Raw genomic sequence first — 17,941 nt, forward strand, 5'->3', positions numbered from 1 at the left:
AAATAGCCATCACTTTTTAACTTATAATTCACATAGAAAGACGTAGGAAAACTTAAAACAATTGATAAAATAGCTATCGAACAAAAATATTTATTAAAGCTATCATGATGTTTTGGATAACGACCAGTTATATTAACAAAAATAACAAAAACCATATAATATAAAACCAAAGGAAAAGAAAAAAATGTCATAAACACACTACTTGAGAATGTTATCTTTTCATCCATTAAAACCAACGAGAGCAAATACTCACTTACTATAAACATAGAAAATGACATTAAAACCAATATAAAAATTGCACAAATAATACGTACTATTTTTCTTTTATTATCCACAAACATATCACTCATATCAATCACACAGTTTAATATCTTTTACATATTTATTCGGTGACATCCAAGATATCTTTTGGCATATCAAGTAATTCTCACTCCTCAGTTTATAATTCACATAAAAAGATATAGGAAAACTCAAAAAAAACGCAACAATAGCTATCACACCAAGATATTTAACATAAGAATCATGATACCTTGGGATACGCGCTGTTAAATTTAAATAAATAGAACAAACCAAGAAATAAAAAACCAATGGGAAAAAAAATGCAATTATTATTCCATTGGAAAAAGAGATTACCTCAGCCATTGTAATCAATGAAAATAGACTATCAACAGAAGCAAACATACCCAAAGATACCAAGGACAATACAAAAATCGCCAAAATAATATGAATTATTTTTCTTTTACTATCCACAAACATATCACTCATATCAATCACATAGTTTAATATCTTTGACATAGGTATTCGGCGACATCCAGGATATTCTTGGGCATACCAAATAGTCATCACTTTTCAGTTTATAGTCCACATAGAAAGAGACAGGAAAACTCAAAAAAACTGAAACAATAGCTATCACACATAAACATTTCACATAGGCGTCATGATTCTTTGGATAACGCTTTGCTAAAGAAAGATAAACAGCCGAAACCACAAAATAAAAAATAAAAGGAAATGAAAAAAAAACATCACAACACCACCTGAAAATGTTATTTTTTCATCCATTAAAATCAACGAAAGCAAATATTTACTTACTATAAACATAGAGAACGACATTAAAGACAATATGAAAATTGCGCAAATAATGTGTATTATTTTTCTTTTACTATCTACAAATATATCACTCATATCAATCACATAACTTAATATCTTTTACATAGGTATTCGGCGACATCCAGGATATTCTTGGACATACCAAATAGCCATCACTTTTTAACTTATAATTCACATATAAAGACGTAGGAAAACCTAAAAAAAATGAAACAATAGCTATCGCCCCCAAATATTTATTAAAACCATCATGATGTTTAGGATAACGGCCAGTTACATTAACAAAAATAACAAAAATAACATAATAAAAAACCAAAGGAGAAGAAAAAAATATCATAAAAACACCACCTGAGAATATTATTTTTTCATCCATTTTAATTAAAGAATTTAAATTCCCTCCCGTCAAAAAGAAAGTGAATGACGTTAGAATAAAAATAAAAAGAGCGCAGATGATATGTATAACCTTTCTTTTATTTCCCATAATTCCCCCAGTTATGAAGAAATTGGTTGAAATTAGCCTCTGTAGATCTTGGTTTCCTTTCCACTTCTGTTCTGATTAAATTAATTACATTCTCGCTAATTTTAAATCTTTTATCTATAATATCAAGTGCATATGTCATTCCAAAACCTACAATAAATACAACAAAAGCCACACCAACTACACTGGCACCAGCAATAGATGTAGCTATCATTACAGCCCCAAAAGCCCAAGCAACACAGGCTGTTATTACTGTCTTAGCCAAATCTACCGCAATATTACCTAAAAAATCAGCCAAAGTGTATTCATCCTTAAACATAAGCTCAACCGTTCGATAAGCCGCAGAAAAGAATATACTGAATTTCATTCCCTTAACTATGCCACTATTCAGTCCTTGCTGCCCAATCCCCATAGATATCACCTTCATGTTAGAAGCTTTATATCTTGAAGCAGTGATGATTTTCCTAACTCCCGCATAACCTGATATTTTGATATATCTATTCCCGTCTTTACCAACATACTCTGTCGCTTTAATCCCTAATTTCTTAAATTCTCCTATAACATTAACAAGATCAAAAGAATCATGTATGTTACCCGCATATGGCGATATCGGATCGGTAATTTCAAATATTTTCTTTATAAATGGACTTTTGGGTTTTGGCGAATCAATATCTTCCAGAACATCTTTCGCTTCATCTAACGAGAGTAGCGCAATATAGGTTGTATTCTCCCTTAGCTGCTTTTCGAGACCAATAGCATCAAAGAATTCATGCTGAGGTTTTAATTGGTTAGTCCCAACATGACCTCTCAGGAAATCCCCCATACAGCCCTCCCAAGAGGGGTTGTACTTTTTATATGTCATTGTGAAGCCCTTTCCATATTCTTAAAATCATCGCATTAGTGTTTAACCGCCGGAGTTTCCAATTTGAGTGAAAGAACCCGGCCATCTGAAATCTTCATGTCGATCGCACAGGCTTGCGTTGACAGCAATAGGTTAAAACACTGCATCATCATCATTGCCAATTTTTCTTCTGGGATTAACGGGCTATTCACTAATACGTCAGTGAGTTGCTGTAATAACTGTTCTCTATCTCTATCGTTCATACGGCTAATCCTATTAACAATTAAAAGCTCAGGTGTAGCACTATATTACATAAAAAATAGCCATGTCGACTATATAATAGCAAAAAATTTCAAGCCCGTTTTTTATATCACTATTACTATCCTTAAAGAAAAAAATTCAACATTGAACTATTAATTTCTTTATATTTTAGTGTTAAGGTCGTACTTTCACCGCCTGGTCATACAGTCTCAGGTAATTCAATTAAAGAAGTTGTATGGTAATTACTTATGTCACACATAATTTATTTATCTTTAGATGGTAAGAAACAAGGTTTAATTTCTGCCGGTTGTTCAATGCTAGACTCTATAGGAAACCGATACCAAAAGGGGCACGAAGATCAAATACAGGTATTGAATTTAAATCACTCGATAACTCGCGAAAAAAATGTCGCTCATCATCCGATACAATTTATCAAGCCAATAGATAAATCATCCCCGCTGTTAGCAGCCGCAATATCTTCAAACGAACTACTGAATGCGATTTTCTTCTTTTACAGAACAAATCTCGCTGGACAATTAGAACTTTTCTATGAGGTCAAATTAATAGAAGCGAGTATTGTTGACATTTCTTGCGTCTACCCGAATTCAATAAATAATAATGAAATGATGCCTTACGAAAAAGTCTTTCTAAAATATAGATCTATATCCTGGAATCACATAACTGCCGGCACATCTGCCTATAGTATATGGGATGATAGAGTTTATTAAAAACAAACCAAGTTAAGTATATATAAATATATATGTTCAGACCGCTGATAAACCTCGTTTAAAATAGCGAGGTTTGTTCTTTTCATTGTGAAAAATATTCTGACCGATTTTCCCCACCAGGCCAATTTGATCATTCACAAATGAGATATTTTTAACATGTCTATACCTAATAGATTTCGAGTTGCAGCGCGGCGGCAAGTGAACGAATCCCCAGGAGCATAGATAACTATGTGACTGGGGTGAGTGAAAGCAGCCAACAAAGCAGCAGCTTGAAAGATGAAGGGTATATAAGCTCTGTCTGGTGAGCGAAACTTAATTTAGAACAACATATCAGATAGAAAACCAGCACTTTGTCAATAATCTGTCGGCAATTGTGCCACAGCCTGTGGCACAATTGCCGTGAGGTCACAATATTCAGATGATCAAAGGCAATGCCTATCCCGGCAGAACTCGGCTGTCAGCAACTTCAAGAACAGTTACCCGTACCTCAATCGGAACTGGTACAGCAAACCCTGAATGTTGAGGGGTATAAGGTTTATTCGTAGGTTGAACTATCACAGCCATCAACATAGGAGCATCAACACTATACCCAATGGATTTCAAGATGCATCGCGACGGCAAGGGAGCGAATCCCCGGGAGCATAGATAACGATGTGACCGGGGTGAGTGAGTGCAGCCAACAAAGAGGCAACTTGAAAGATGACGGGTATATAATCAATCCCTTAAATCTTGATACATTCATGCTATCTGCCTTTTATATTCCTTTAGGAAAATAATATGAAAACCAATCTCAGCAACATGATAACCGAAAGCCGCAATCCAGCCAGTGCCAACATTGATACTTTGCCAACCCTTGAAATGCTAAAACTAATTAACAATGAAGATAAAAAAGTCGCACTAGCAGTAGAACAAACTTTGCCGAAGATCGCTGAAACGGTAGATAAAATTACCGAAGCATTCCGTCAGGGAGGCCGTTTAATTTATATCGGCGCCGGTACATCGGGCCGGTTAGGGATTTTGGATGCCAGTGAATGCCCTCCAACTTATGGCGCCAAACCGGAACAAGTGGTTGGGTTAATTGCCGGAGGGCATCAGGCCATTCTACATGCAGTTGAGAATGCAGAAGATAACCAACAACTAGGCGCAAATGATCTTCAAGCGCTAAACTTTAACTCAAAAGATGTATTGGTTGGCATTGCCGCCAGCGGCCGCACACCTTATGTCTTGGGTGCAATGGCGTATGCGAAATCCGTTGGCGCCGCCGTTGCCTGCATTAGCTGTAACCCGGAAAGCCCGATGACACAAGCAGCCGATATTGCTATTACACCGATAGTTGGGCCGGAAATCGTCACAGGTTCATCACGAATGAAAGCCGGTACAGCACAAAAGCTAATTCTGAATATGCTGACCACCGGCGCCATGATCCGTACAGGTAAAGTTTATGGCAACCTGATGGTGGACATAGAAGCGACGAATGCCAAGCTGGTTGAAAGGCAGAAAAATATCGTTATGGCCGCCACAGAATGCAATCGTGAACAAGCTGAACAGGCCCTGGCAGAATGTGATGGACATTGTAAAACCGCCATTGTGATGATTCTGGCTGGAGTCAGTGTTCAACAAGCAAAGGTTTTACTGGAAAAACACCACGGTTTTATTCGACCGACGATCTCAGCCGTTCGGTAACGACTTCCTTGCTGAGAAGGAGTAAGAAGATGGCTAAAATTAATCAGACAGTCATTGCCCAGATCCTTAAAGCTATCGGCAATGCAGATAATGTGGCGCAATGTGGCAACTGTATGACCCGCCTACGGCTAACGCTACGCGATAATACAAAAGTGGATCAAGTCGCGTTAAAACAGATCCCCAATGTGTTAGGTATTATCGAAAGCGCCGATCAGTTTCAGATTGTGCTTGGGCCGGGAAAAGCCCAAGCGGCGGCTGAAATAATGAATGAATTGCTAACTTCTTCTCCCCATACAGAACAATCAAAACCAAGCGGCACCGATTTAACCGATATTGCTTCTGCCAATAAAAAGCAGCTTAAAGAGAAACAGGTAAGTGCAGTACATAAATTCTTGACCAAATTCGCTACCATTTTTACTCCACTGATACCCGGTTTTATTGCCGTTGGTCTGCTTCTCGGCTTTGCTACTTTATTTGAACAAATAGCCATTCAGGATGTTGAGCACCCTAATATTGTTTTGGTTGAAATCATTGGCTATATGAAAGTTTTCAGTAAAGGCATGTTCAGCTTTCTAAGTATTCTGATCGGTTATAACACGCAAAAAGCATTTGGTGGATCAGGAATAAACGGCGCTATTATCGCTTCGCTGTTCGTCCTCAGTTATAACCCAGACGCCACCAGCGGTTTCTATTCCGGTATTTCTACTTTCTTTGGTTACAGTATCGATCCACGCGGCAATATTATCGGCGTTCTTATCGCCGCTATTCTGGGAGCATGGGTAGAACGACAAGTTCGTAAAATCATTCCAGATAATCTGGATATGATCCTCACTTCGGCTATTACTCTGTTAATCATGGGAGCCATTGCCTTTATTCTTATCATGCCACTGGGAAGTTATCTGTTTAGCGGTATGTCATGGTTGTTTCTTCATCTCAACGGCAATCCTTTTGGTACAGCAATATTAGCGGGGCTATTTTTACTCGCTGTCATGTTTGGTGTTCACCAAGGATTTGTGCCGGTCTATTTCGCTCTCATGGACGCACAAGGCTTTAATTCTCTGTTCCCAATCTTAGCAATGGCAGGCGGCGGACAAGTTGGCGCCGCGCTGGCGCTGTATGTCAAAGCGAAAAAAGATTCTCTGCTACGCACGCAGATAAAAGGCGCCATTATTCCAGGCTTTCTCGGCATCGGTGAACCCTTGATTTACGGCGTCACACTTCCACGAATTAAGCCCTTTATCACCGCCTGTTTGGGCGGTGCCGCCGGGGGTTTCTTTATCGGTTTGGTGGCTTATTTGGGATTACCTGTTGGGCTGAATACGGTTCTTGGTCCATCTGGATTGGTAGCACTGCCACTGATGACCTCAAACAGTGGTATTTTTGTCGGAATGGCAGTGTATGCCGCCGGGCTAGTGGTTGCTTATATCAGCGGCTTTGTCATGACTCTGCTATTTGGCAGTAAAAATGTCGATTTAACCTGATGATAGCGAATGAACTTTTTCATTGACCTCACAAAAATAACGTGGCTTGTCACCCAGAATCGTTGCTCGGTGCATAATCCTGCGCTGAGGCAGGTAATCCGCATTAGCATAGTGTTGAGTCACCCGGTTATCCCAAATAGCAATGTCATCCTCCTGCCAGCGCCAACGTACCTGAAACTCAGGTTTAGTAACATGAGCAAATAGAAAGTTCAAAATCGCTTCACTCTCTTTATCACTGAGACCAACAATCCGGGTGGTGAAGCCTTCATTAACAAACAGCGCTAAACGACCAGAAACAGGATGTGTTCTGACAACTGGATGTGACAAAGGCGGGTTCTTCTCTTTACCCGCTAACCAGCGCTGATGTAGCTCTTGAGAACTGCGATGCCGATGTTCAGGAAAAGATTTAGTGAAATCATGCTCCGCCTCAAGTCCTATCAACAATGTTTTGAAAGGCTCTGACAATGCTTCGAACGCAGCGATACCACTGCACCACAGCGTATCTCCACCAAACGGCGGGACTTTTTTAGCGGCGAGAATCGCGCCCATCGGTGGTGTTTCAATGAAAGTCACATCCGTATGCCAGTTATCATTATCAGGCGGATTGTTGTCATGGGTATCTAAAACAATAATCTCCTCACTTTCTGGTGTATGAGGGTAAACCGGGTGAATATGTAAATCACCAAATTGACCGGCCAAATCACGTTGCTGTATTGGCGTAATAGGTTGATTACGAAAGAATAATACCTGATGCTTTAATAGCGCGTGATACAGTTGTTCAAACTGAATATCTGTCATCGGTTTAGTGAGATTGGTCTGTTCCACAAGTGCGCCAATATAAGGTCCTAATGGGATAATTTTCAGACGTTCATTCATGACGGTTTACTCCATGCCACGGCATTAAGTGACGTTGAATGGCCCGCAATCCTAACTCTAAGCCACATGCAATCAATGCAATGACAATGATACCCGCCACCACCATATCGGTTGCCAAAAACTCACCCGCCGATTGCACCATAAAGCCTAGCCCTTGTGTGGCGGCAATCAGTTCTGCGGCGACTAAAGTCGACCAACCAACACCAAGGCCGATACGCAGACCTGTCAATAGCTCCGGCAAGGCATTAGGAAAGATAACGTGTTTCAACAATTGCCAGCGACTGGCGCCCAACGCCTGTGCAGCTCTTATTCGCACTTGCTCAACATTCTGTACCCCCACCACGGTAGACAAGGTAACCGGCGCGAAAATTGCTAGCCAGATCAGTAAAACCTTTGAGGTTTCTCCAATCCCAAACCAGATAACAATCAAGGGTAAATAAGCTAATGGTGGAACAGGTCGGTATAGTTCAATCAAAGGATCTATCACCGCCCGAATTTTTTCATTCAGCCCCATTGCTATTCCTACCGGAATAGCAATGGCTACCGCGGCTAATAAAGCCAACAACATTCTGCTCAGACTGGCTGCTAAATGTTGCCATAACGTCGCCCCCATAAACCCTTGTTCACTCGCTGCGGTCATTAGTTGATGTACCACCTGACCCGGCGCCGGTAATAATACGGATTCAATCAAGCCAAATGTTGTCACCAGCCACCAGATAAATAATAAAGTAACAACGGTAACCAATCGCCATAGCACCCCAACAGGAATCGGTTCAAAACGTCTTTTACTATTTTTCAGCAGGGTCACTACTCCGATTTCCCGCTCTTGATAAAGGTTCATACCAAAACCCTCCGGTATCTGAACACGCGTTCCAGCACATATTCACGGCAGATAATAAAATTAGGATCAGATTTAATGCTGCGGCTACATTCCCCATCAGCAAATCGTTGACCAAAATCGAGGGTAATCCGTTCAACAATTCTTCCCGGCGAAGATTCCATTAAATACAGATCATTTGCCATGAATATGGCTTCCTCAATATCGTGAGTAATCAACAGACACTGTTTTTTACTGTCACGCCAGATAGTCAGCAGCAGCTCCTGCATCTGTTCTCTGGTATAAGCATCCAGCGCAGCAAACGGTTCATCCAGCAGTAATAGTTGAGGTTCCACCGCCAATGCACGCGCAATACCTACCCGCTGTCGCTGCCCGCCAGACAGTTGCCAAATATATTTATCTTCGTGATCACTCAAACCAACCTGATGAATGATCTGACGAGCGGTCTGCAATCGTTGTTTCTTAGGCACACCAGCAAATTTCAGCCCCAACGCCACGTTATCCAACACATTCAGCCACGGCATCAATCCCTCATGTTGAAACACCACACCACGTTCTATGCCGGGGCCAGTTACTGGTTTACCATTCAGCCAAATATCACCGGAACAAGGCGTGAGAAAACCCGCAATTAGATTCAATAAGGTTGTTTTGCCACAACCGGATGGCCCAAGGATCACCACAAATTGCCCGGCGGTAATATCAAAACTAATATCACGAAGCACTTCTTTGTCCTGATATTTAGCCGTTAATCCACTAATCTGTAACATCGTTCCCTCCTGTCATGGTTGACGCAACAATCTCCCTGACAAATTTATCTGTTACATAATCCTGATAATTATCAGCAGCCTGTGAAACTTTACCTTGCTGTTGCAGAAATTTAGCCGTATCACGAATCACTTTCGCCATTTCTGACCTTAATAAATTCAACTGTTGATCAGCGTTCAGATAACGATTGGTGAGTATCCATTGACTGATTTTGTCCTCCGATAAACCACTCAATCTCGACACCGCAGTAATATTCTCTTTACTTGCCAGCCATTTTTCAGGAGAAGTCAGATAGCGCTGATTTTCATCCAGTACACTTTTCACGAACATCGTGACCAATTCAGGGTGTTGTTCAGCAAAATCATTACGAACAACCCATACGTCCAGCGTTGGCGATCCCCATTGGGCAATTTGCGCTGCATCAGTCAGTACACGGCCTGTTGCCGCTAATTCATTCACGGCAGGTAACCAGACAAAAGCGCCATCAATATCACCACGCTTCCACGCGGCAACAATTGCTGGTGGTTGTAGGTTAATAATCTTGATTAGCTTTGGATCTATCTGCCAGTGACGCAATGCGGCTAACAGGCTGTAGTGGGCAGTAGAAATGAAAGGAACAGCAATTTGTTTGCCGATAAGATGAGTAGGTTCAGTGATTTTTTGATTAACAATCAATGCTTCTGATTGCCCTAACTGGGAAGCAATGAGAAAAATTTTTACCGGCAATTTTTGGCTGGCAGCAACCGCTAATGGACTAGAACCCATATTGCCTATCTGCACATCACCAGAAGCTAACGCTCGTAGCACAGCAGAACCACTGTCAAATTTCCGCCATTGCACATCAACACCAGATTGCCGGGCAAAATCGCCGTTATATTGGGCTACTTTTGCTGGCTCTGGTGAAGTTTGATAAGCAATCGTTACTTGCTGACGGTTCGCCTGAACAGCAGGAATCAATAGCAAGAACGCCAGAAAAAAAAGATAAACTACAAGAGCGGATCTACCCACTTAAACACCTCCAATGTCATAAAAAGACGAGGTACGTCAGAATAAGTGTTGTAGATATTTGCCAAAGTAAAAAAGAATAAAATAATATTTTCTATAACTAAAAACGCAATTAGCTGACTAAATTACCCAAGCCAAATCAGTGGCACACAAGTTGCCGTCAATATGCCCATTATAATATTGAAAATAAACCAAGCATTGCGACTACGGAGCAACGACCCTATCAACGAACCAAAACCCGTCCACACCATGCCGCACAAGAAATTAATAAACATCACCGCAATGCTGATCACGATGATGGAATAGAGGTAGTGATCACCGGCAATACTGTAGCTGCCAACAGCCCCCAACCCCATCAGCCAAGCTTTCGGATTCAAAAACTGCAATAACCAACCTTGATACCAGCGCACCGGCTTGATAACCGCGCTATCTTTGACATCCAGACGCCGGTAACTGGCTGTTGCCGTTTTCCATGCTAACCATAGCAAATAGAGACTACCTGCGATTTTCATGACGGTGTGAATAGCAGGATAGATCAACAGCAATGTCGCTATTCCGAAAGCAGCCAGATATAAAATCGTCTGCATGCCCAGAACAACGCCAAAGAGCAATCCCAAAGAGCGGATAAAGCCAAAGTTAGCACCTGATGAAGTCAGCAACATGTTGTTTGGACCCGGCGTAATGGCAGAAATAAACAAAAAAGTTGTTAATGAAAAAATCAGGCTTGCTGTCATGAAGAGTTACCTTTCATCCTGAATAATGGCGTTTCCCTTTAACAGAAAATATCAGTATGTTATTCACCATACAAGATAACTAATCAATTTAACTCGAAACCATTATGACTGATATCTTTCGTCCTCTAACCGGAGCCAGTAATCCGCATTTGCAGACACTACTCCCGCGTCTGGTGCGGCGGTATCCCGAACTGCAACCATATTGGCAACGGCTTAATTTACCAGATAACGATTTTGTTGATCTGGCATGGAGTGAAGATCCCGCCACCGCAGCACACAAGCCACGATTGATCCTGTTTCATGGTCTGGAAGGCAGTTTCCACAGCCCTTATGCCCACGGTTTGCTTCATATCTGCCAAGAAAAAGGCTGGCTTGGCGTTGTCATGCATTTTCGCGGGTGCAGTGGTGAACCGAACCGCCAAAAACGTCTCTATCATTCTGGCGAAACAAGCGATGCCCGTTATTTTCTGAGCTGGTTAAAACAGACCTACGGTGATGCACCCACCTCAGCCGTAGGTTATTCAGTCGGCGGTAATATGCTAGCCTGCTATCTGGCAGAAGAAAAAACCAACGCCCAGATCAATGCTGCCGTCATTGTTTCCGCCCCTTTGATGTTGGAAGCCTGTTCCCTGCGGATAGAAAAAGGATTTTCTCAGGTTTATGAACGCTATTTACTGAATAGCCTGAAACGTAATGCCACCCGTAAATTGTTACGTTACCCCGGCTCACTCCCTATCAATCTGTCTCAGGTAAAAAGATTGAAACATATTCGAGAATTTGATGAAATTGTGACCGCAAAAATCCACGGCTTTAAAAATGCAGCGGACTACTACCGCCAGTGCAGCGCTCTACCGCGTCTGCCTGATATTACTGTGCCGCTGCTGATTATTCATGCTAAAGACGATCCCTTTATGGCGCCGGAAGTTGTCCCTGATCTCAAAATGTTACCTAAAAATATTGAATACCAAATGACAGAATATGGTGGACATGTCGGCTTTGTCAGCGGTTCGTTGAAGAAACCACAAATGTGGCTGGAACAACGCATCCCAAGTTGGCTGTCATCTTATCTGGAGCAACCACAATGATTATTCCGTGGCAACAACTGGAGCCAGAAACTCTGCTAAATTTGATAGAGAGCTTTGTCCTGCGGGAAGGCACTGACTATGGCGAAGATGAAAAATCGCTGGAGCAGAAGGTCGCTGACATACGCCGTCAGTTGGAACGGGGAGATGTTATGCTGGTGTGGTCTGAACTGCATGAGAGCATCAATATTGTGCCAAAAAAAATGTTCCATCCTTAATATTATGGAGTTTACTGTATGTCCGCCAAACATCCGATTATTGCAATTACCGGCTCCAGTGGCGCCGGAACTACCACCACCAGTTTAGCTTTCCGTAAGATTTTCCAGCAACTTAACATCAGCGCAGCACAGATAGAGGGAGATAGTTTCCACCGTTACACCCGTCCTGAAATGGATGCCGCAATCCGTAAAGCCAAGGAGCAAGGCAGACATATCAGTTATTTTGGGCCAGAAGCCAATGATTTTGGCATGCTGGAAAAAACCATGATTGACTATGGTGAAACCGGTGAAGGCCGCCGGCGCAAGTACCTCCATACCTATGACGACGCCGTCCCTTACAACCAGCTCCCCGGTACATTTACGCCGTGGGAATCTTTACCTAAGCAGACCGATGTGCTGTTTTATGAAGGTCTGCACGGCGGCGTTGTCACACCACAGCATAATGTCGCCAGTCATGTTGATCTGCTAGTGGGCGTCGTGCCGATTGTCAATCTTGAATGGATACAGAAACTCATCCGCGATACCGGAGAACGGGGGCATTCACAGGAAGCCGTGATGGATTCCGTCGTGCGTTCTATGGATGATTATATCAACTACATTACGCCACAATTCTCACGAACACATATCAACTTCCAACGTGTCCCTACCGTTGATACATCCAATCCATTTTCAGCTAAAGCCATTCCATCATTGGATGAAAGTTTCATTGTCATCCGCTTCCGTGATCTGACTCAAATTGATTTCCCATACTTGCTAGCAATGTTACAAGGCTCATTCGTTTCAAGCATTAATACCATCGTAGTTCCCGGCGGAAAAATGGGATTAGCAATGGAATTAATTATGACGCCATTGGTACAGCGACTGCTGGAAGGGGAAAAGATTTGTTAATCAGCGCCTGAGATAAATTTAGAAAATCCGGCACTTAAAATTTGCATCTTATATTATTCAGTTAAAAAAACAGGTAACTGAGATATTAGTTACCTGTTGTTATTTTTTGATCAAGAAATAATTTATCAATCTATATCTTTAACTTCAAAACTGTGGGTAATTTCAACTGATTTCCCCAACATCAATGAAACAGAGCAATATTTTTCCGCAGACAACATGACAGCACGTTCAACCGCTTTATCTGTTAAATCCTTACCCGTAACAATAAAATGCAGATTAATATGAGTAAACAAGCGTGGCGCCTCTTCACGACGTTGGGAAGTTAATTTTACTTCACAATCTCTTATGTCGTACCTGCCTTTCTGTAAAATAGAAACTACATCAATCGTACTGCAACCACCGGCTGCCATTAATACCATTTCCATTGGGCTCGGCGCTCTATCGCCAGCATTACCATCCATCATGATCTGATGACCAGAAGATGACTCCCCCAAAAGAGACAATCCTTCAACCCATTTTACCCGCGCTTGCATAAATACCTCTTAAGTCGTTCTTTGCATCCAAGCCTACTCTTTCAGTATTAAACTGGCAATCTAATGAGCAGTTTATTATGCTGAAACAATACAAGACAAGACAGAAGCCTTTTCCTGTGTTAAAAACAGAAGCGGGCCGGGTATATATAGGTTAAGCTCAATACGTAAGGTTCAAATTTCAGATAACCTATATAAAACCCTTATCTGTCGGTTTTTCAACAAACTAATATGTTAAGCTAGTGTCTTTATAAGCCAGCCTGACGAGAAACTTTTAGATTCTCGTGTTATTTAGGCAGCGATAACAACAGAGGATGAAGCGAATGGTTCTCGGCAAGCCACAAACAGACCCGACTCTTGAATGGTTTTTGTCACACTGCCATATTCATAAATATCCATCTAAAAGTACGCTTATTCATCAAGGCGAAAAAGCAGAGACGCTTTACTACATCGTAAAAGGCTCTGTTGCGGTTTTGATTAAAGATGAAGAAGGCAAAGAGATGATCCTCTCCTATTTAAATCAGGGGGATTTCATTGGTGAACTTGGATTATTTGAAGAGGGGCAAGAGCGTACAGCCTGGGTACGGGCCAAAAGCGCCTGTGAAGTGGCTGAAATCTCCTATAAAAAATTCCGCCAACTGATTCAGGTAAACCCGGATATTTTAATGCGTTTATCTGCCCAAATGGCAAACCGTTTGCAAACAACTTCTGAGAAAGTCGGTAATCTGGCTTTCCTGGATGTTACTGGCCGGATTGCCCAAACTTTATTGAATCTGGCGAAACAACCAGATGCAATGACCCACCCGGACGGAATGCAAATCAAAATCACGCGTCAGGAAATTGGTCAGATTGTTGGCTGTTCCCGCGAAACAGTTGGTCGTATTCTGAAAATGCTAGAAGATCAAAACTTGATCTCCGCACACGGTAAAACTATCGTTGTTTACGGTACACGTTAACGCTTGATTAATCAGCGCATAATCCTGCGCTGATTTCTCTTGTGCTTAATTACACCAACTGACTAATTGTCTGCTCCAACCGTTCCATGCCCTGAGCAAGCTCTTCTTCACTGATAATCAACGAAGGCGTGAAACGCAGTACATCACCACCCGCACTCAACAACATTAAGCCATTTGCAGCCGCCAGTTGCAGAATATCTTTAGCTTTTCCCTGATACGGCGCTTTGAGTTCCGCACCAATCAGCAGACCCTTTCCACGAATTTCACCAAATATCGAATATTTCTGATTGATATCATTCAGAAAATTCACTATTAAACTATGGCGTTTTTCAACGCCTTCCAGAACCTCTGGCGTATTAATAATATCAAAAGCAACATTTGCAACTGCACAAGCCAACGGATTACCGCCATAAGTTGTACCGTGAGTTCCCGGCATCATCGCAGACGCAATATTCTCTGTCGTCAGCATAGCGCTGATAGGGAAGCCATTTCCCAATGCTTTTGCTGTGGTAATGATGTCCGGCGTAACATCATAATGCATATAAGAAAATAGCTTACCGGTACGCCCCATCCCACTTTGCACTTCATCAAACACCAACAACACCTGATGCTTATCGCAAAGCTCACGCAACCCATGAATAAATGCCGGTGCTGCCGGTGTGACTCCCCCTTCTCCTTGAACCGGCTCCAATACAACAGCACAAGTATGGTCATCTATGACGGCCTTCACTGCATCTAAATCATTAAAAGGCACATGAATAATATCCGCGGGTTTTGGCCCAAAACCATCAGCATATTTTGGCTGACCACCCACGGAGACAGTAAATAAGGTGCGACCATGAAAACCCTGATGAAATGCGATAATTTTGGTTTTATAGGGACTGTGACGCGTAATGGCATAGTGACGAGCCAGCTTAAATGCCGCTTCATTCGCTTCCGCTCCTGAATTGGCAAAAAATACCCGCTCAGCAAAAGTCGCATCAATCAGTTTCTGCGCCAGAATCAAAGCAGGTTCATTGGTGAAAATATTACTGATATGCCAAAGTTTCTCCCCTTGCTGCTGCAAAACATCCACTAACGCAGGGTGACAATGGCCCAAAGCTATAACAGCAATTCCCCCTGCCAAGTCAATATACTCTTTCCATTGCTGATCCCATACGCGACTACCTTGCCCTCTCACCGGTATAAACTGCGCTGGTGAATAAATTGGCAACATAACTTGATCGTATGTGCTTCTATCTACTACGGTATGTCCCTTCATTTTCCCACCCGTTTTTTATATATACGCCATTCAGAAGTGAAATTATACTCACTGAATATGCATAAAAAATCAAAGATGGGCAAATGAAAAAGATGGATAAATGAAGAAATTATCGGTGTCTGGTTAATATCTCAGAAAGTTGCTCAGTAACTGGTGACCTTGTTCACTGAGAATACTTTCAGGATGGAACTGCACCCCTTCCAGCGGTAAAGTGCGATGACGAATGCCCATAATTTCATCGACGTTGCCATTATGCTGGCTCCATGCGGTGACTTCAAATGAGGCAGGTAATGTCTCTGCGGCAATCACCAACGAATGGTAACGAGTCGCAGTTAATGGCCGGTTAAGCCCTTTGAACACACCTTGCTGATTGTGGTGAATAGCAGAAGTTTTTCCATGCATCACTTCCCTGGCTTTTACCACGCTAGCGCCAAACGCCTGCCCAATTGCCTGATGTCCAAGGCAAACACCAAGAATCGGCAATTTATCCGAAAAATGAGAAATCGCAGCCAGAGAAATTCCTGCTTCATTTGGGGTACAAGGGCCTGGGGAAATCACCAAATGAGTAGGCATCAATCTCTCAATATCTTCAAGTTGCAATTCATCATTGCGCTTAACTAAAACATCTGTACCCAATTCACAAAAATATTGATATAAGTTATATGTAAAAGAATCATAGTTATCTATTATTAGTAACATAGGAGTCTATCCTACTCATTTTTATCGCTGTATTTGTTGCCCTGCCACTCCTGCAATTTGTTTATCCTGCACAACTGGCTCCAGGTAAAACGGCCTCGCGACAACGGGGCGGCTATCATAGCACATCAATATTTGTAGCATAGTACAACAAAATCAATGGCTGCTTTTTCCTCAATCAACTTACTCTCATACCCGACAAAACATATGCTCTATTCCGATATTCAATAAGTAAAGGTAATTGTTATGAAGACAAAACTGATTATAGCATCTCTTTTTTTACTATCCTTCCCCACGCTGGCTGTTACTAAAACTGCCAACATTTTCTTCCCGGAAAAAGGGGTGGTTTGTGATAAAAAAGGAAAATATTGCTCTGATCAACAAGGGCTATCGCTAAAATTAACCGAAAGGTATTTAGGGAAAAAAGCGGTAAGACACCTGAAAAAAGAGTTTGGTGATGGAAAAAATATTGACTTTTCATCTTACACTTTAAGTAATGGGGTACACTGTGAGAGTAAAGAGAAAAAATGTTACAAAGACAGATATTATCCAAGAACCGAAGTAAATAAAGAATTTACTCAAAAGATGTATGAATAACGGCAAAACTGGCCTTCATTTAATGCAGGCCAGTTTATTAATCTGATGAGAGTTAACCGGAAGACCAGAAACTGCCACAGCCAAAGTAATAGGAAAAAATCAGGGAATAATCTCCGCAGACAGAATAACAACAGATTTAACCGGTACATTCTGATATGGACCAACATTTTCCGTTTTGACTTGAGAAATTTTGTCCACAACATCCATGCCTTTTACGACCTTACCAAATACTGCATAACCAAAGTCACGCTGACCATGATCAAGGAAAGCATTGTCTGCTACATTAATAAAAAATTGACTGGTAGCGCTGTCTTTATCGGCAGTACGTGCCATAGAGATAGTTCCACGTAAATTACGCAGCCCATTATCTGCCTCATTTTTAATAGCGGCTTTAGTCGCTTTCTGCTGCAAATCTTTGGTAAAACCGCCACCCTGCACCATAAATCCAGGGATCACCCGATGGAAGATTGTATTGTTGTAATAACCCTCATTGACGTATTCAATAAAGTTTTTCGTTGTAATTGGCGCTTTCTGGTTATTTAATTCCAGTTCAATATTACCCTCCGTTGTTGTCAGCTTCACATGGGTATCTCCCGCAGCCAAAGCCAGAGGCGCCATTGCGCTCAGAGAATATGCAGTTACAAGTGCTACTAAAATACGTTTAAACATTCTGGGTTCCTATATTATTAAGGTCAACAACACAAACTAAATCAATTCTAATAATCTCTTCAACATCGTGCTCAATATTTACCTACATTTACGCTATCAATCGACGGGGGCTTTGAAGAAAAATTCATCCTTTCAATAATAAGTTAGATTTTATTTCACAAACCGGATCGTCATCGATAACAAAATAGCAAGCTCGGTTCAACCCATCAGAAATATGTCATTATTTTTAATCCTGTCAACCAACAGTGGC

23 protein-coding genes are annotated in these 17,941 nt (G+C 41.7%); 8 read left to right on the plus strand and 15 right to left on the minus strand.

The features are described from left to right. The 6 genes from OO184_RS19405 to OO184_RS19430 all read right to left on the minus strand — a co-directional run. A partial coding sequence (locus OO184_RS19405; protein ID WP_265380596.1) for a DUF1240 domain-containing protein occupies positions 1-350 on the minus strand: 350 nt, incomplete at its 3' end. A gap of 1 nt (position 351) precedes the next feature. After that, entirely contained in the window at positions 352-843 is a 492-nt protein-coding gene (locus OO184_RS19410) for a DUF1240 domain-containing protein (protein WP_312023710.1), read from the minus strand. After that, positions 767-988 (minus strand): DUF1240 domain-containing protein, encoded by a 222-nt coding sequence (locus tag OO184_RS25355; RefSeq protein WP_376712588.1) that lies wholly within the window; start codon positions 986-988, stop codon positions 767-769. The genes OO184_RS19410 and OO184_RS25355 overlap by 77 nt, the downstream gene beginning before the upstream one ends. Before the next feature lie 195 nt (positions 989-1,183). Continuing rightward, on the minus strand, positions 1,184-1,585 hold the full coding sequence (locus OO184_RS19420; protein ID WP_265380597.1) for a DUF1240 domain-containing protein: 402 nt from the start codon (positions 1,583-1,585) through the stop codon (positions 1,184-1,186). Then, the gene (locus OO184_RS19425; protein ID WP_265380598.1) at positions 1,575-2,444 is read right to left on the minus strand and encodes a hypothetical protein; all 870 of its coding nucleotides are present in this window, start codon (positions 2,442-2,444) and stop codon (positions 1,575-1,577) included. The genes OO184_RS19420 and OO184_RS19425 overlap by 11 nt, the downstream gene beginning before the upstream one ends. 35 nt (positions 2,445-2,479) lie before the next feature. After that, positions 2,480-2,686 carry a hypothetical protein gene (locus tag OO184_RS19430; protein WP_049584147.1) on the minus strand — a complete coding sequence of 69 codons (207 nt, stop codon included), beginning with the start codon at positions 2,684-2,686 and terminating at the stop codon, positions 2,480-2,482. A 246-nt stretch (positions 2,687-2,932) separates the two neighbouring features. Between OO184_RS19430 and OO184_RS19435 the strand changes: the two genes are divergently transcribed. The 3 genes from OO184_RS19435 (at position 2,933) to murP (ending at position 6,576) form a co-directional block, all read left to right on the plus strand. After that, positions 2,933-3,412, plus strand: a complete 480-nt coding sequence (locus OO184_RS19435; protein ID WP_049584146.1) for an Hcp family type VI secretion system effector — start codon at positions 2,933-2,935, stop codon at positions 3,410-3,412. A gap of 777 nt (positions 3,413-4,189) precedes the next feature. Then, the gene (gene murQ, locus OO184_RS19440) at positions 4,190-5,095 is read left to right on the plus strand and encodes an N-acetylmuramic acid 6-phosphate etherase (RefSeq protein ID WP_265380599.1); all 906 of its coding nucleotides are present in this window, start codon (positions 4,190-4,192) and stop codon (positions 5,093-5,095) included. Between the two features lie 29 nt (positions 5,096-5,124). Further along, on the plus strand, positions 5,125-6,576 hold the full coding sequence (gene murP / locus OO184_RS19445) for a PTS N-acetylmuramic acid transporter subunit IIBC (protein WP_265380600.1): 1,452 nt from the start codon (positions 5,125-5,127) through the stop codon (positions 6,574-6,576). Here the strand turns inward: murP and tauD are convergent. The 5 genes from tauD to OO184_RS19470 all read right to left on the minus strand — a co-directional run bounded on the left by tauD (position 6,568) and on the right by OO184_RS19470 (position 10,794). Continuing rightward, a complete protein-coding gene (gene tauD, locus OO184_RS19450; RefSeq protein WP_265380601.1) occupies positions 6,568-7,452 on the minus strand; it encodes a taurine dioxygenase in 885 nt (294 codons plus the stop codon). The two genes, murP and tauD, sit on opposite strands and share 9 nt — an antisense overlap. Continuing rightward, positions 7,445-8,293 (minus strand): taurine ABC transporter permease TauC, encoded by an 849-nt coding sequence (gene tauC, locus OO184_RS19455; RefSeq protein ID WP_265380602.1) that lies wholly within the window; start codon positions 8,291-8,293, stop codon positions 7,445-7,447. Before tauC ends, tauD begins: the two co-directional genes overlap by 8 nt. Further along, positions 8,290-9,057, minus strand: a complete 768-nt coding sequence (gene tauB, locus OO184_RS19460) for a taurine ABC transporter ATP-binding subunit (RefSeq protein ID WP_265380603.1) — start codon at positions 9,055-9,057, stop codon at positions 8,290-8,292. Before tauB ends, tauC begins: the two co-directional genes overlap by 4 nt. Beyond that, complete coding sequence (gene tauA, locus OO184_RS19465) at positions 9,044-10,063, minus strand: taurine ABC transporter substrate-binding protein (protein WP_376712589.1); 1,020 nt, start codon at positions 10,061-10,063, stop codon at positions 9,044-9,046. The genes tauB and tauA overlap by 14 nt, the downstream gene beginning before the upstream one ends. A gap of 122 nt (positions 10,064-10,185) precedes the next feature. Further along, positions 10,186-10,794: a LysE family translocator gene (locus tag OO184_RS19470; protein WP_265380604.1), complete on the minus strand. Its 609-nt coding sequence runs from the start codon at positions 10,792-10,794 to the stop codon at positions 10,186-10,188. A 104-nt stretch (positions 10,795-10,898) separates the two neighbouring features. Between OO184_RS19470 and OO184_RS19475 the strand changes: the two genes are divergently transcribed. Genes OO184_RS19475 through OO184_RS19485 form a run of 3 tightly spaced genes read left to right on the plus strand, consistent with a single transcriptional unit; the run spans position 10,899 to position 12,982 of the window. Beyond that, entirely contained in the window at positions 10,899-11,879 is a 981-nt protein-coding gene (locus OO184_RS19475) for a hydrolase (protein ID WP_088373472.1), read from the plus strand. Next, positions 11,876-12,094: a YheU family protein gene (locus tag OO184_RS19480; RefSeq protein ID WP_265380605.1), complete on the plus strand. Its 219-nt coding sequence runs from the start codon at positions 11,876-11,878 to the stop codon at positions 12,092-12,094. Before OO184_RS19475 ends, OO184_RS19480 begins: the two co-directional genes overlap by 4 nt. Before the next feature lie 18 nt (positions 12,095-12,112). After that, the gene (locus OO184_RS19485; RefSeq protein ID WP_049584136.1) at positions 12,113-12,982 is read left to right on the plus strand and encodes a phosphoribulokinase; all 870 of its coding nucleotides are present in this window, start codon (positions 12,113-12,115) and stop codon (positions 12,980-12,982) included. A gap of 125 nt (positions 12,983-13,107) precedes the next feature. Here the strand turns inward: OO184_RS19485 and OO184_RS19490 are convergent, their stop codons facing one another. Beyond that, complete coding sequence (locus OO184_RS19490) at positions 13,108-13,515, minus strand: OsmC family protein (protein WP_265380606.1); 408 nt, start codon at positions 13,513-13,515, stop codon at positions 13,108-13,110. A gap of 320 nt (positions 13,516-13,835) precedes the next feature. Here OO184_RS19490 and crp point away from each other — a divergent pair, with 320 nt between their 5' ends. Continuing rightward, positions 13,836-14,468: a cAMP-activated global transcriptional regulator CRP gene (gene crp / locus OO184_RS19495; protein WP_010848517.1), complete on the plus strand. Its 633-nt coding sequence runs from the start codon at positions 13,836-13,838 to the stop codon at positions 14,466-14,468. Between the two features lie 49 nt (positions 14,469-14,517). Here the strand turns inward: crp and argD are convergent, their stop codons facing one another. Both argD and OO184_RS19505 read right to left on the minus strand, forming a co-directional pair. Then, complete coding sequence (argD, locus tag OO184_RS19500) at positions 14,518-15,729, minus strand: bifunctional acetylornithine/succinyldiaminopimelate transaminase (protein ID WP_265380607.1); 1,212 nt, start codon at positions 15,727-15,729, stop codon at positions 14,518-14,520. A gap of 123 nt (positions 15,730-15,852) precedes the next feature. Then, on the minus strand, positions 15,853-16,428 hold the full coding sequence (locus OO184_RS19505; protein WP_040149023.1) for an aminodeoxychorismate synthase component II: 576 nt from the start codon (positions 16,426-16,428) through the stop codon (positions 15,853-15,855). A gap of 243 nt (positions 16,429-16,671) precedes the next feature. On the opposite strand from OO184_RS19505, the gene OO184_RS19510 reads away from it, so the two are divergent. Next, positions 16,672-17,022, plus strand: a complete 351-nt coding sequence (locus OO184_RS19510) for a YcgJ family protein (protein WP_265380608.1) — start codon at positions 16,672-16,674, stop codon at positions 17,020-17,022. Positions 17,023-17,121: 99 nt separating this feature from the next. Here the strand turns inward: OO184_RS19510 and ppiA are convergent, their stop codons facing one another. Continuing rightward, on the minus strand, positions 17,122-17,691 hold the full coding sequence (ppiA, locus tag OO184_RS19515; RefSeq protein WP_265380609.1) for a peptidylprolyl isomerase A: 570 nt from the start codon (positions 17,689-17,691) through the stop codon (positions 17,122-17,124). Positions 17,692-17,941: the final 250 nt, after the last annotated feature.

Origin of the sequence: Photorhabdus aballayi, from assembly GCF_026153155.1 — a bacterium.
GTDB lineage: Bacteria > Pseudomonadota > Gammaproteobacteria > Enterobacterales > Enterobacteriaceae > Photorhabdus > Photorhabdus luminescens.

Excerpts from the sequence above, each read along its gene's own strand:
- OO184_RS19410 (WP_312023710.1), bottom strand. The coding sequence starts at position 843 with ATGACTATTTGGTATGCCCAAGAATATCCTGGATGTCGCCGAATACCT.
- OO184_RS19420 (WP_265380597.1), bottom strand. The coding sequence starts at position 1,585 with ATGGGAAATAAAAGAAAGGTTATACATATCATCTGCGCTCTTTTTATT.
- OO184_RS19425 (WP_265380598.1), bottom strand. The coding sequence starts at position 2,444 with ATGACATATAAAAAGTACAACCCCTCTTGGGAGGGCTGTATGGGGGAT.
- OO184_RS19430 (WP_049584147.1), bottom strand. The coding sequence starts at position 2,686 with ATGAACGATAGAGATAGAGAACAGTTATTACAGCAACTCACTGACGTA.
- OO184_RS19435 (WP_049584146.1), top strand. The coding sequence starts at position 2,933 with ATGTCACACATAATTTATTTATCTTTAGATGGTAAGAAACAAGGTTTA.
- murQ (WP_265380599.1), top strand. The coding sequence starts at position 4,190 with ATGAAAACCAATCTCAGCAACATGATAACCGAAAGCCGCAATCCAGCC.
- murP (WP_265380600.1), top strand. The coding sequence starts at position 5,125 with ATGGCTAAAATTAATCAGACAGTCATTGCCCAGATCCTTAAAGCTATC.
- tauD (WP_265380601.1), bottom strand. The coding sequence starts at position 7,452 with ATGAATGAACGTCTGAAAATTATCCCATTAGGACCTTATATTGGCGCA.
- tauC (WP_265380602.1), bottom strand. The coding sequence starts at position 8,293 with ATGAACCTTTATCAAGAGCGGGAAATCGGAGTAGTGACCCTGCTGAAA.
- tauB (WP_265380603.1), bottom strand. The coding sequence starts at position 9,057 with ATGTTACAGATTAGTGGATTAACGGCTAAATATCAGGACAAAGAAGTG.
- OO184_RS19470 (WP_265380604.1), bottom strand. The coding sequence starts at position 10,794 with ATGACAGCAAGCCTGATTTTTTCATTAACAACTTTTTTGTTTATTTCT.
- OO184_RS19475 (WP_088373472.1), top strand. The coding sequence starts at position 10,899 with ATGACTGATATCTTTCGTCCTCTAACCGGAGCCAGTAATCCGCATTTG.
- OO184_RS19480 (WP_265380605.1), top strand. The coding sequence starts at position 11,876 with ATGATTATTCCGTGGCAACAACTGGAGCCAGAAACTCTGCTAAATTTG.
- OO184_RS19485 (WP_049584136.1), top strand. The coding sequence starts at position 12,113 with ATGTCCGCCAAACATCCGATTATTGCAATTACCGGCTCCAGTGGCGCC.
- OO184_RS19490 (WP_265380606.1), bottom strand. The coding sequence starts at position 13,515 with ATGCAAGCGCGGGTAAAATGGGTTGAAGGATTGTCTCTTTTGGGGGAG.
- crp (WP_010848517.1), top strand. The coding sequence starts at position 13,836 with ATGGTTCTCGGCAAGCCACAAACAGACCCGACTCTTGAATGGTTTTTG.
- argD (WP_265380607.1), bottom strand. The coding sequence starts at position 15,729 with ATGAAGGGACATACCGTAGTAGATAGAAGCACATACGATCAAGTTATG.
- OO184_RS19505 (WP_040149023.1), bottom strand. The coding sequence starts at position 16,428 with ATGTTACTAATAATAGATAACTATGATTCTTTTACATATAACTTATAT.
- OO184_RS19510 (WP_265380608.1), top strand. The coding sequence starts at position 16,672 with ATGAAGACAAAACTGATTATAGCATCTCTTTTTTTACTATCCTTCCCC.
- ppiA (WP_265380609.1), bottom strand. The coding sequence starts at position 17,691 with ATGTTTAAACGTATTTTAGTAGCACTTGTAACTGCATATTCTCTGAGC.